The organism is Chryseobacterium vaccae (assembly GCF_009602705.1).
GTDB classification, from domain to species: Bacteria; Bacteroidota; Bacteroidia; order Flavobacteriales; family Weeksellaceae; genus Chryseobacterium; species Chryseobacterium vaccae.
Genome location: NZ_VSWH01000001.1, coordinates 2,538,105 through 2,552,166, shown reverse-complemented (window position 1 = coordinate 2,552,166; position 14,062 = coordinate 2,538,105). Strand labels below are relative to the sequence as shown.

The 14,062-nt window shown below is 39.4% G+C and carries 7 protein-coding genes; 2 read left to right on the top strand and 5 right to left on the bottom strand.

What is annotated here, in order from left to right; genetic code table 11:
- Positions 1–52: 52 nt before the first annotated feature.
- From FW768_RS11575 to ccoN, 5 genes are all read right to left on the bottom strand, one after another.
- Positions 53–988 carry a YihY/virulence factor BrkB family protein gene (locus FW768_RS11575; RefSeq protein WP_153395565.1) on the bottom strand — a complete coding sequence of 312 codons (936 nt, stop codon included), beginning with the start codon at positions 986–988 and terminating at the stop codon, positions 53–55.
- Position 989: 1 nt separating this feature from the next.
- Positions 990–3,317 (bottom strand): translocation and assembly module lipoprotein TamL, encoded by a 2,328-nt coding sequence (gene tamL, locus FW768_RS11570; protein ID WP_153395564.1) that lies wholly within the window; start codon positions 3,315–3,317, stop codon positions 990–992.
- Positions 3,317–8,344 carry a translocation/assembly module TamB domain-containing protein gene (locus tag FW768_RS11565; RefSeq protein WP_153395562.1) on the bottom strand — a complete coding sequence of 1,676 codons (5,028 nt, stop codon included), beginning with the start codon at positions 8,342–8,344 and terminating at the stop codon, positions 3,317–3,319. Before FW768_RS11565 ends, tamL begins: the two co-directional genes overlap by 1 nt.
- Positions 8,345–8,636: 292 nt before the next feature.
- On the bottom strand, positions 8,637–9,524 hold the full coding sequence (locus FW768_RS11560; protein WP_153395560.1) for a cbb3-type cytochrome c oxidase N-terminal domain-containing protein: 888 nt from the start codon (positions 9,522–9,524) through the stop codon (positions 8,637–8,639).
- 18 nt (positions 9,525–9,542) lie between these two features.
- Entirely contained in the window at positions 9,543–11,822 is a 2,280-nt protein-coding gene (gene ccoN / locus FW768_RS11555; protein ID WP_153395558.1) for a cytochrome-c oxidase, cbb3-type subunit I, read from the bottom strand.
- 186 nt (positions 11,823–12,008) lie between these two features.
- On the opposite strand from ccoN, the gene FW768_RS11550 reads away from it, so the two are divergent.
- Both FW768_RS11550 and FW768_RS11545 read left to right on the top strand, forming a co-directional pair.
- Entirely contained in the window at positions 12,009–12,302 is a 294-nt protein-coding gene (locus tag FW768_RS11550; RefSeq protein ID WP_153395556.1) for a helix-turn-helix domain-containing protein, read from the top strand.
- Between the two features lie 118 nt (positions 12,303–12,420).
- Positions 12,421–13,845, top strand: coding sequence for an amino acid permease (locus FW768_RS11545; protein WP_153395555.1), 1,425 nt, complete (start codon positions 12,421–12,423; stop codon positions 13,843–13,845).
- Positions 13,846–14,062: the final 217 nt, after the last annotated feature.

Below are 14,062 nucleotides of genomic sequence, written 5' to 3'. Positions count from 1 at the left end.
ATGATTTCGGGAGGTTTTTTATTTTTATTAAAACACTATTTAAATATCCTAATCATCCTAAATCCCCTGCATTCTCTCTTTTCATCCTCTCCTCATACAATTTGGCATCACTCCATTTTGCGTGTTTTGAAGGAACAATTGTATACCCTTTTTTATAAGCGTAGACTTTAGTAAATTCTGCCCCAAAGAAAACCAGCATACAGGAATAATTAATCCACATCATAATTAAGATCACGGTTCCTGCTGTTCCAAAAGCGGAAGTAGGTTTTGCCGTTCCGAAATACAGACTTAATAAAAATTTTCCCAGAGTAAACAGCACAGCCGTAAGAAAAGCCCCCTTCCATACGGGTCTCCAGCTTACTTTTACATCCGGAAGAACCTTAAACATCAGCGCAAAAAGGAGCATAACAAATCCGAATCCTGCTGCGAAATTAACGGTTTCTACCAGCATATACGTTTCAAAACCGAAATATTGGGTAATTAATTTATTAAAAACACTGATTAATGAAGACAGGATCATTGTAATCATTAATAAAAAGCCAAGAATAAGGATCATACCTAAAGAATTGGCCCTGTCCAGAAGAAATTTCACTAAAGCTTTTTTAGGAGCTGACTGTATATCCCACAAGCTGTTCAGAGAATGCTGAAGCTGGAAAAATAAAGTAGTGGAACCATAGACAAGTGACCCTACACCTACCGTTTTCATAACAATATTCTGTTTATCAATCAGGGCACCGGCGATCATATTTTCAATGCTTTTGGCAACATCTGTTCCCATAATGCCGCCGATCTGATGGCTGATTTCACCCCGAATCGCTTCTTCACCAAAGAAATTTCCGGCAATCCAGATAATAATGATCAATAATCCCGGAATGGAAAAAATAGCATAATAGGCCAGACTTGCCGAATCTTTCGATGCGGAAGACTTATTCCATTCAGCGAAGGTTTCCTGAAGGACCTCCCAGTAAAATTTTACATTATTAATCATATTAAAAAGGATATCCGATGGCTATATTGAGTACAAGATTATCTTTTCTCCAGCTTGGGTCTCCGAAATTGATTTTGTCAAATGCCCAACGGTTTCCTTTTTCATAATAAGGAACTCTCAAAGGCATGGCAAGATCAAGTCTTAAAATTAATATTGAAAAATCAAGCCTCAGCCCTACTCCGGCTCCTACGGCAACTTCACTCAGGAATTCTTTTGAAAATTTAGCTCCCGGTCTTTTGTCGTCATTATTGATCAGCCAGATATTTCCGGCATCTACAAATACAGCTGCATTTAAAAACTTATATAGATTCGCACGGTATTCAGCATTTAATTCCAGCTTAATGTCTCCGGACTGATCAAAATAAGTCCCTTCATCTATTGTTCTCGGATCAAAACTTCCCGGCCCTAAAGTTCTTGCACGGAAAGCTCTTATACTATTGCTTCCTCCTGAGAAAAACTGTTTGGAGAAAGGGATAAATTCTGAATTTCCATAGGGATAAGCAATTCCTCCGATGAAACGGGTTGCAAGGGAAGATTTTTCAGTGAACTTATGGTAAAACCTGAAATCATTTTCCATCTTTACATACTGGCTGAAAGGAATTCCGAAAATCTTTTTTTCCTTATCCTTTTTTACATCCGCTCCCGTAACTAATCCTGTGATGTTTCCTGCGAGATCAAGCGTTCCTTTATAATAAACGGTATTCTTTTTCGGATACATCGTATTCGTGTAAGTATAAGAATAGGTAGGACCAAAAATCAGCTGCTTCTTGACGATACGCTGCATGGCAGGATTATTTCTTGAAATTGAATCATACTCAGCGGTAACCTTAGCCGGAGACACTAAAGTAATGTCAATTACTTTCAGTTCATGTTCTTTTCTGGCGTTTTCTTTCCACACATATCCGAATGATCCGGTGAAATTATTAAGCGTATAATACTTTGTTCTGTTCTGGAATTCATAGCCTAAAGCAATATTCGTTCTTGGAACAAACTCGCTGGAAGAATGAAAACGGAATGGTGCTACAATTCGTGGAATAGAAAGCTGTACATTCGTTCCTCCACGGAAAATATTATTGGCATTTTCAGGTCCGCCCATCTGGAAATCAAAAGCTCCGTAAATAGATGCCTTAAACTGTTCTGCTCCACGGAAGAAATTTCTGTGGGTCCAGTTGAGGTTAAGCTCACTACCTGCATAATTCGCGGAGTTGGTTCTTCCGAGCGCTTCAAGACGAAGTGACTGGATCTGCCTTGGCGTCAGTAAATAATAAGCATCAAATTTATGACTCAGCGAATCAGCGACAATAAATTCATTCTTTACAAATTTGAAAACACCAAGACTGATTAACCGGTTTAAAGTAAGATTATGATTGGAACGGTTGTAAAGATCTCCCTTTTTAAAGTATAAAGCCCTGTCGAAAATTTTCGGTTTGAACTTATGCTGCGGATCAATAACGTAGATGTCATCAAAAGCATATTTGGAAAGAGAATCTTTATCCATCGGAATAGAATACTTTCCGGCTCTTACATCCTGAATATTATAATTAGGAAATACAACTACCTTATCAATGCTGAATTGCTGGGTTGCCAGATCCGGAGTATTATCTTTAAGCTTTACATTAAGTTCAACCTTATGGTTTTTGCTTACGGTACTGTCTGCCTGTACAATAATATTATCAGGGTGGAAATAATAGAAACCTCGTTCCTTCAAACCATTGTCAATTCTTTCACGTTCGGCTTTGATGACATCCAGATCAAAAGGTCTTCCGTTTTTAAGATAGGTTTTATCAGCTATATTCTGAATTTCCTGATTAACTAAAGTTGAATCTTTCTGGAACTTTACCCCTTCCACCAGATATCTGGCACCCGGCCTTACCTTATAGATGACCTGAGCTTTCTTATTCTTAGAAACCGTATCATAGGTGGCTTTCGCATTGAAATATCCTTTGTTCTCAGAATAATTAACGATAATATCTTTATTGAATTCACGGTCTACATCACCTAGCAATACGGGTTTTTCACCTACTTTATATTTAAGCCAGTAATTAAAGCCTTTATCCTTTTTAGGTTCTTTCGCAATATTATAAAAATACAGCTTAGGACGCATTCCCAGGAATGTAGAGTTGGGTTTGGGAATAAGATTCGCTTCCAGTGCAGACTGTAGTTCTTTTTTCTCCTTCTTAGAGATGGTATCACTTTCTATCTTTACTTCAGCGCCTGTGTAGAGCATCTGGCCCTCTTTCAGAAATCTGGTATTGCTGCAGGAAATGACTGTTGATGCCAGTCCGGAAATCAACAGATATTTACAATAGGTATGGAAGTTACGGTTCATTACTTAAATTCTACAACTTGATTATTCTGATTCTTTTTCGGTTTCTTCTCTCTGGTTTTCTGGAAAATCTCCCGGAACTTGTCATAATCCAGGGTAATGATAAATCCAACCCCGGTTTCTATGATCTGCCCCTGAAGAGCCACCTGATATTCATCTTTACGGTAAGCACGCAGCATATATCTTCCGTCTTTGGAAAGACTGTAATCTACAGAAACATTTCCTGCAATATTGGTCATATTTTCATTCTGGCGGGCCTGTCCTTCCAGTCCGAAATTGCTTCCTACAGTCACTTTCAGCCTGTCATTCAGTAATTTTTTGCTGATATCCACATTCAGGTCGGTTCTTGTATTTTTTTGTCCGGTAGAATAGTCTTCCGAAGATTCCAGACCAAAATTAAGATCCACCCCTTTTATTAAGCCGGAGGCCAGATTATTAAGCTGCTGGGAAAGAATCTTACTCACACTTTGTCTTGCCATTGTTTCAGCTGACATTCCGGCACCGCTTTCAAATGGATTTTCACCAATAAAACGATTCAGAAGAAGCAACGCAAAAACCTGTTTATTCAGTTCGGATTCCTGAGTTCTGAGCTGGATCAGTTTCTGATCGATAACATCTTTTACATTAGAGGAAATCGCGTTGTTTTTCTCGTCTGTGGTGATATCAAAACTTAGTTGTGGTTTTAGAAGTTCTCCTTTCATCTTTAATAAAGTATTGAACGGAACTCTCTGCTTATACTGGTTCATGGTGGAGGCCGCTTCACCACTGATCTGCTGTTCTACAAGATCAATCGGAGGAGCTTCTGTTTTATAAACGGCCGTAATATCCATGAGAGCCATTGTAGGTTCACCAGTCCAGGTAATCGTGCTTCCTTTCTGAATATCAAACTTACGTTTAAGGAAACTCACAGAAAGATCATAGCTTCCTTTTTCCACTTCATATACCCCAACCAATGTTGTTTTTCCTGAAGGATCAATTCCTCCGGTCAGTTCAGCCTCTCCCTGAAGCTGTACAAAATCTCCGTTGGCTTTGTCAATAATGATTGATAATTTAGCTTCCTTGCTCACTTCAATATTAACGCTCACATCCATTCCTTTGATACGGCTTTGCGCATTAAGAGAATCAGCTTTGATCGTTTTATTGAGAACCACCTGATCCTTATCAATGAATTCCACGATTCCGTCTCTTTCCTGAAGCGAAGGACTGGATTGCGGTAGAACAAAAGTAAAATCTGTATTGTCTGCCACGCTCAGCCTTCCGTCTACTTTGGGAAGATCAAGGTTTCCGCGGATGTGAAGCCCTGCATCAATAGCAAGAACACCATACATGATCGCGTCATTGGATTTTTCTGAATTTACAACTTTGAAATCTTTGGCATTCACGTTAAGATTAAAGGCAAAATCCCTGTAAGTCTGAGTGAGAACCTGCCCGTTAACGACTAAAGAATTGCCGTCCTTGTCATTGATCTTAAACCTGTTAAATTCAATACCACGGCTGGTAAAGTCAATTTCGTCATTCAGCTTTCTGAAATCACTGCCTGTTTTGGCAATTTCAAGCCCTGCATCATTGAATTTTACTTTACCTAAAATATTCGGTTTATCGGCTGTTCCGGTGATCTTTAAATTCCCGGAAAGATAACCTTCCGTATTTGTAATTGCATTCATGGAGAATCCCTGAATACTCTTCATCTGAATCTGATTGATTGCCATATTCAGGTCAAATGTGCTGGAAGAAGTATTGTAGTCACCCAGGATTTTTACGTCATTATTATTTCCGGAAAGGGCAATATCAGCATTTAAAATATTCGGTGAAGTATTATTGACTTTCACTGCAAGATTTCCTACAGGACTTCCATAAACGATCAGATCAGAAACGTTAAGATCCGAAGTGAAGGTCATATTTTTGGTCAAATTGCGAAGCTGAGCCGTTCCGTTGATCGTTCCGCGGGCCAAAACCGTATCTTTTTTAATCAGTTCCGTTATTGTTTCAATTTTAAAATCTTTCAGGGAAACATTTAACGGGCTTTCAGGGTTTTCACTTTCTGACTGAAGGGAAATCTCACTGCCCCCATTGGAAAGGATGAAATGATCCGCTAAAATTCCTTTGCTGCTGATCTGGATTTTATTGTTTTCTGCAACATTCCAGTCTGAGTAATTTAATTTTAAACCATCCGGCTTCAGTGAAATTTCTGTGATGTCATTCAATGATTTTGCATTTCCGGCAATAAGGAACTGCGTGGCATCTTTGGCGTCTTTAGTCGTAATATTGTAATTGATGATATTGTCTGCCACGTCACCGTTTACACTGACTTTATTCAGCGTGAAACTTGAACTTTTTAAAGCCGCTACATTAAGACCGTATTGAAGAGCCTGATTTTCATTGGTTACTTTCAGAGTGGCATTTTCAATGGTATTTTCACCATACAGAAGCTGTGGAATTGCTCCGTCAATCTCTATTTTCTGAGAATCCGCATCATAGTTTCCTGCTAAATTAATGGTCTCAAAACTTTTCAGTTCCGATACAAATTTCCGGATCAGATCATCATTTTTAATCTTAGCATTGAAGGTGAAAAATTGCCCCGGATCTACTTTCTCCGTTTTCCCCGGCTTCTGGAACTGGTAATATTGGTTGATGGTCTGCATTAAAGAGCCGAAGATCTGGGTAAGCTTATATTTTCCTTTTAAAGAGACATCCGCAATCTGGGAATTGAAAATGATTTGTGTTGAATCCTGCGTGGAAGAAGCCTTTACATTTACTTCCTGCACCGGATATACTTCTTTGGTATCTGAAAAGGCAAAATCTTTAAGGTTAAGATAACCGTTCAGATTGTTGGGATCAAGATTAGTGAAATCTCCGTCGATCTTTCCTGCAATAATCATCGGTTTTTCATAGAAGCCAAGCTTATTGACATCTAATTTGATGACCTCACCGTTGACTTTCACCGTAGGATTTTTGTCATCGTAAATTCCGGAAGCAGTTAAATTCAGATTGGCGTTCGGGTCTTTTGAGTTAAGAATAATATGGTAAGCTCCTTTTTTGATAGTACCGGTCAGATCCATATCCTGGTACCGGTAACCTTTATATACGGCTGAGGCAACATGGCCTTTCAGATCAGCATTAGCGTTTTTAAAATCAAAACTTTCTCCTTTGGCTGAAACCTGTGCGGTCACAGGGCCAATATCTTTATTCTGAATGATTTTCCCGATCTGTACAGCCTGAAGATTGGCTTTTACATTATATTTTTCATAATTTTTCCGCGTCATATCAACATCTGCAACCACTGCTGCATTTCCCAGAGTAGAGTAGAGGTTGAGGTCTGTCTTGATGACTTTGGTCGTTCCTTTTGCATTTCCTTTGATGCTGAAATGGGACGGCAGGGAAATCGTAGACGGAATGGTATTTTTCGGAACCAAATTGAAGACTGTTTTCGCGTCAGCAGAAAATTCCCCGATTCTCAGATCATAATACAAATGCTCAGGATTCATTGCATTTTTGATCCTTCCTGAGGCGGCCACTCGCAGCTGGTCCAGTCCGGAAACCTTTAAATTCTGTATCAGAAGATCATTTACAGTTCCTTTTACATTGGCATTTACATTCAACACTGCATTCGGATATTTGTTGAACGGAACTGTACTGCGCAGTGCAGGAACAATATTCAGAATATCGGAAAACCCTATTTTTGAATCTTTGATGTTGGCTGCAATTTTTACAACACCCAGATTAGACGTAAGCTGATCAATAGAGTCATAATTTAAAATCACCTCATCGCGGAGAATTGTTTTCGGGGTCTGAAGGTAGAGATCTTTCAGGTAAGCTTCTTTTTCAGCATACACAAAATCCGTATTGAATTTTTGAATATCCAGCCCGCGCGATTCCTGAATTTCCGCTGAATTGACTGTCCCTGCAAAAGTATTGTTCTCCATTTTAAAGCTTCTTACTTCCACATTCATTTTTGAAAAATTCAGATGGTTGAAATCCATTCCGGACTTTGTTGGAGCAATGGCGGTATTGTTGTAAACAGCTTTTACATCGTTAAGAACGAGTTTTCCAAGAATAATTTTCATCGCTTTATCCTTATCGGAAACTTTTGAAACTTCAGGTTCCTTGGTGTTTTTCGGATTGGCATTCTGAGCCGGAAGATAAAGGTTCGCATTGATATCTGCTCCTGAAAGCACGATATCTGAAATATGGTAGGCATTATTTTCAAGATCCAGTTTGTTGACCTTGGTACTCAGTTCCTTGAATAAGACCTTAGCAAAAGTTTTGGTATTGTCGTCTCCGTAATCAATATCGAAATTGGTGAGTTTAATTCCTCTCAAACCAATATTCATCGGTTTTTTGTCGTTCAGGGAATCTACTTTTTTCTCAACCTTTTTAGCAACTTCCTCTATGAGGTCCTGCTTTAATTTTAATTTCAGACCGTCAAGATTAATGTCATTAACAGCATAGGTATTTTTGCTGAGGTCAAAAGTTTTTACCCTTGTATCAAAGGATTTGAAATAAACTTTGATGTCATTTCTCGATTGCTGGTCGTTGAAGGTAACACCAATATCTTTTAAATTGATCTTGTTAAGGGAAATAATAAAAGGTTTGGAAGGGCTTTCCTCTTTGTCGCTGGTAGCAAAAGCATTGATGATATAATCGAAATTGAAACTTCCGTCCGGTTTCCGTACCACATTGGCGCGGGCTCCTTCAAGATCCACAGACGTAATATCTGCCGTGGAATTGATCAGCTTCAGCATATTTAAACCTACATCCAGTTTTCTGACAGCAAGAAGGGTGTCTACATCCTGACCTTTCAGATAAAGGTTCTGCATCACAAGGCTGTTGGGAAATCCTATGTAGACTTTTTCAAGGCTTACTTTGGTTTTTATCTTTTTTTCAAGATATACAACCAGTTTGTCTTTGATGAAATTTTGAATGGCTGGAAGTCTGAGGCTGAGTATCAGCAGGGTAAGTAAAACCAATATTGAAATAAAGGTTATTACAATACGCCTTAAGATTTTTCTTGTGTTGATTTTCAGTTTCAAATGCGATGAGGTTTGTAACAAAGATAGTAATACTAATTAATTAGTTCCTTGTTGTGGTACCATTTTGCATATGCAAAAATCCTGCCTTGGCTGTCCTATTATGGAATTTAGTTTAGTAGTCGTCAAGTGAATTAGTTGATAAAGACGAGCCAAGACTTGGATTTTATTCTTTAAAAGCCCCCTTTTGTATCATTTTTTAATGTTGAAAAGGTTAGCAAAAATGAAATTCAAATGTTAGTGTAATTTCAAAGGGGGCGTGGTATAGTTGATATATTTGAGATAATAAATTTTTCTATTCGTTTCCGTTGTCCCACTTCACTTCTTCACCCTGCGGAGCAGCTCCTCCCTGAGCTTGGGTAATTGGTGATGTTTCCTGGTTGATGTGGTAAACATAAGCAGCGATCTTTTCAGCATCTCTTCCCGTAATGGTTCCGTCTTTGATGAAAGGCCTCATGGTAGGATTATTTGGAGAACCGTTTTCAAGCATCCAGAATACATTTTTAAATAAACTTTTCTCTTTGATGTTGATCCAGTGCGTATCGGTAAGGTTCGGACCGATTCCTCCTTTCCCACCGTCACCATGGCAGGTTACACAGTTAGTTTTAAACAGTTCCTGCCCTTCTGCAATGTAATCTGCACTGTATTTTGCGGTTTCCAGATTGATCTGGGGAGCATTTTTCTCATATTCCTGAATGGAAGCCAGCATGGTTTTCGCTTCTTTGTCGTATTCAGCTTCCGGGTGGGCATAATCTGTGAAAGCAAAAGCCGTCATATACACCACACAGAAGATACATCCGAACCAGAAAAGACCGATCCACCATTTAGGAAGTGAATTATCAAGCTCTGTGATCCCATCAAAACCGTGATCGATAAGAATGTCTTTTTCTTCTGTAGCCGACTGTTTCTTAAAGGCCGAATTCCATAGTTTCTGGTAATACGGAATATTTTTTTCTGCCAGATACTGTTTTTTTTGTTCCTCGGATAACCTGTTGAAACTTTCATTTTCAACCAGATCTCCAATAGAATTCATAATCATCAGAAGGATAACGGCAATTAACAGCAGCGCCCAGAAAAATGGAGAAGAAAAGTATCCTGAGTCTCCGGCGAACATTTCAAACGCCATGATCGTTAAGCCTATCATTGCCGCGATATATACTGAAATAGGGGTTCTCGTTTTCATTGCTTTACATTTTAATAATTACTCAGCACTTGCCGTTTGGATCTGCGTTGTTTTAATATCGGTACCCAGTCTCTGAAGGTAGGCGATCATTGCAATAATCTCTCTTTGCTCAAGCGGTACAAAGCCTGCACCTTTAGCTGATCTTTCTTTTTCCATCTGATCTTTCACGTCCGTTGCCTCTGCATAAATTCTTTTTACGATCGCTTTAGACTGGTTATCTGCCCATTTTCCTGCAGAATCTATTTCTGCTTTGGTGTATGGTACATCGAAAGAATTCTTCATCAGTTTTAATTTATCTACCATCTGCGTGCGGTCCAGTTTATTGGTAATCAGCCATGGAAAACGCGGCATGATGGAACCTGCAGACGTAATTCTTGGGTTATACATGTGTTTGAAGTGCCATGAATCAGGGTTTCGGCCTCCTTCTCTGTGAAGATCCGGTCCGGTTCTTTTAGATCCCCATAAGAATGGACGGTCGTAAACGAATTCTCCCGCTTTGGAATACTGTCCGTTTTTACCTTCAAACCTAACAACCTCATCACGGAATGGTCTGATCATCTGTGAGTGGCAGGAATTACAGCCTTCACGGATATAAAGATCTCTTCCTTCCAGTTCCAGCGGAGTATAAGGTTTTACCGCGGTGATGGTTGGTACACTCTGTTTAAGCGAGAGTGTTGGAACAATTTCTACCAGCCCTCCAATAGCTATCGTAATGAATGCAAGGATAGAAAGCAGGGCGGGAGTTCTTTCCAGCCAAAGGTGTACACCTTCGCCTTCTTTTCTTGTGCTGCCAATATCTGCAAGGGCAGGCGCTTCAGCAGGAACTTCTTTCTGGAATGATCCTTTTCTTACAGTTCTCACTACATTCACCACCATCAGGATCGCTCCGTTAAGATAAAGAACACCTCCCAGGAATCTCATTTTAAAGTAAGGAATAATCGCAGTTACCGTATCCAGCCAGTTTTTCCATAATAAAGTTCCGTCCGGATTGAATTGTTTCCACATTAATCCCTGAGTGAATCCTGAAATATACATCGGAACTGCGTAGAAAATAATTCCTAATGTTCCCAGCCAGAAGTGCCAGTTGGCTAATTTTTTAGACCAGAGCGGAGTTCTCCACATGATTGGCACGAGGTAATAAACTACTCCGAATGCCATGAAACCATTCCATCCAAGAGCTCCTAAGTGTACGTGCCCGATTACCCAGTCGGTATAATGCCCGATTTTATTTAAAGATTTTGTGGCTAAAAGTGGTCCTTCAAAAGTGGCCATCCCGTAGCAGGTAACGGCTACCACGAAGAATTTAAGGATCGGATTCTCTCTTACTTTATCCCAGGCTCCTCTTAACGTAAGAAGACCGTTCAGCATTCCACCCCATGACGGAGCGATAAGCATAATAGAGAACCCTGTACCAACGGCCTGAGCCCATGCCGGAAGCGCTGTATACTGAAGGTGGTGAGGGCCTGCCCATAAGTATACAAAAATGAGTGACCAGAAGTGAATAATAGATAATTTGTATGAAAAGACCGGTCGTTGAGCCGCTTTCGGCATGAAATAATACATCAGACCCAGTACGGGAGTGGTCAGTACGAATGCTACTGCATTATGGCCGTACCACCACTGCACAAGGGCATCTTTTACTCCCGCATATACAGAATAGGATTTCCAGCTTGTAAATGATAAAGGAATTTCAAGGTTATTGAATATATGCAGCATGGCTACAGCAATCCATGTTGCCAGATAAAACCATATCGCTACATAAAGGTGTCTTACCCTTCTTTTGGCAATAGTTCCGAACATATTGATCCCGAAGATTACCCATGAGAACGTGATCAGAATGTCAATAGGCCATTCATGCTCAGCATATTCCTTGGAAGTGTTGATTCCCATTAAGAATGTGATCACAACGGTAACGATCATAAACTGCCAAGACCAGAAGTGGATCCAGGATAAGGTATCACTGTACATTCTTGTTTTTAACAGCCTCTGCATACTGTAGTAAGCACCGCAGAAAAACGAGTTACACACGAAAGCAAAGATAACAGCACTGGTATGGAGCATTCTGATTCTTCCGAAGCCCATGGCTCCCTGTGTATTGATCAGCCCCTGGATATTACCGCTTCTCAAACTCTGGATGGTAGTATCATCGGTTCCGAATAAAAATTCAGGAAGTTCAGGATAGAAAAGCATCAGTGCGGCCGTAAGTCCCAGCAGGAAACCTACCAGCCCGAATACGATTGTAGCATAGAGGAATGCTCTGACAATATTATTGTCATAATTAAATTTTTGCGTCTCCATAATTCCAAGTGTGTTGTACTGAAGTGATATTTATTCTCCGAAATCCGGCTTGAGCAGCGTGAATTATTGTGAAAAAATAAATATCATGTAACGTGTATAATGTTTTGCCAAAGGTATTTATTAACTTTGTTAGAGGCTAGTGGATAATCTTCTAAACTATACCAAAAACTACTAAAAGCAAAAAGGATGAAAGTATGTGGGCAAAACATCAGGAAAATAAGGCGGAGCAAAGACCTTACGCAGGAATATATGGCTTTTGAAATGGGAATTTCTCAGAAAGCCTATTCCGATATTGAAAATTCCAAGGTGAAAATCAATCTGGAAATATTGACTAAGATTTCCGATATTCTGGAAATTAAGCCTTCTGATATATGCAGTATTTCGCACAAATGCGGAACAGATGGGTATGAAGACCGTTATCAGGGACTTTTAGAGTATATGAAAAAGAATAATATCGCGGTTCCGAAGGAGTTTTTATAAGGGATTTTTGCTCTTTTTTCTTTTTAATTATTTAATACTGAATATTTTGTGTGTTCGGTAAGCGTCATAGAACGTGAATTTCTGTAAAGTTTTATATATTTAAGGCATAATTCATTCTATGAGCAGCGAAAATAAAACCGGACCAAATGATGGTACTCTGGTAAGAGGTTTAACGAACAGACACATTCAATTAATTGCCCTCGGAGGTGCCATTGGTACCGGATTATTTCTCGGGATAGGTCCTGCAGCTGTACTGGCTGGCCCTTCCGTTATTCTTGGGTATGCTTTGGCAGGAATCATTGCTTTTTTTATCATGCGCCAGCTGGGCGAAATGGTGGTTCATGAACCGGTTTCAGGAAGCTTCAGTTATTTTGCCTACAAATATTGGGGGAATTTTCCCGGATTTGCTTCAGGATGGAATTACTGGATTCTCTATATCCTGGTAAGTATGGCCGAGCTTACGGCTATTGGCCATTATGTTCATTTCTGGTGGCCGGAAATACCGCTCTGGGTTTCCAGTTTATTCTTTTTTATTGTCATCAATGCGCTTAATCTGGCTTCTGTAAAAGTATATGGGGAAACTGAGTTCTGGTTTTCCATTATAAAAGTAGTCGCTATTGTAGCGATGATCATTTTCGGGATCTACCTTTTGGTAAGCGGTACCGGAGGAGATAAAGCCAGTATCCAGAACTTATGGAATGACGGAGGCTTTTTTCCAAAAGGACTGTTTAATAAAACTACAGACGGGTTTTCCGGACTGTTTGCAGCTATGGCGATGATCATGTTCTCATTCGGAGGATTAGAGCTGATTGGGATTACGGCGGCAGAAGCAAAAAATCCTGAAAAAACAATTCCTCAGGCAACCAATCAGGTGATCTACAGAATCCTGATTTTCTACGTTGGAGCGTTGGTTATTCTATTCTCATTAAGTCCATGGAGAGAAATTACAGAAGGAACAAGTCCTTTTGTAATGGTTTTTCAGAATCTTAACGGACTTGAATTCAGTATGTTTGGAAAAGTAATTCAATTCAACACACTGATTGCTAATGTTCTTAACCTGATTGTATTAACAGCCGCTTTATCAGTTTACAACAGTAGTGTATACAGCAACAGCCGTATGCTTTTCGGATTAGCCCAACAGGGAAATGCTCCGAAATTCCTACAAAAACTGAATAAGAATTCAGTTCCGGTGAATGCCATTCTTATTTCGTCATGTTTTGCCGGAATCTGTATCATCATTAACAAGCTGGTCCCTGAAAAAGCATTTCAGTATTTAATGGCTCTGGTGGTTTCCACCTTAATTATCAACTGGCTGATGATCTGCTATACCCATCTGAAATTCAAGAAAAGCATTATCAGCTCAGGAAGTTCGTCTAAATTTCCGTCGATTTTCTATCCGGCATCCAATTATATCTGTATCATATTTTTATTGCTGATCCTGGCACTGATGTGCTTTACAGGAATGGAAATTCAGGTTATTCTGATCCCGGTATGGATTGCATTTTTATTTGTGATGTATAAAATATACAAACCCACAAAATAAAATGATCTGAAAATAATATATGAAAGGATGGACTTTGTCTATCCTTTTTTGTTGTAGTAATCTGGTACAGTCTTAAAATCTAAATAAAAAACTTTGTATTTCAAAAATAAGCGAAGCGGCTTTGTTTATCTTAAGAACGCTCCGCTATTATTTAGCCTTGTCTGCCTTTGCGATTAATAAAAAAATATTCACTCCAACTTTTGCAATTGATCCAAAA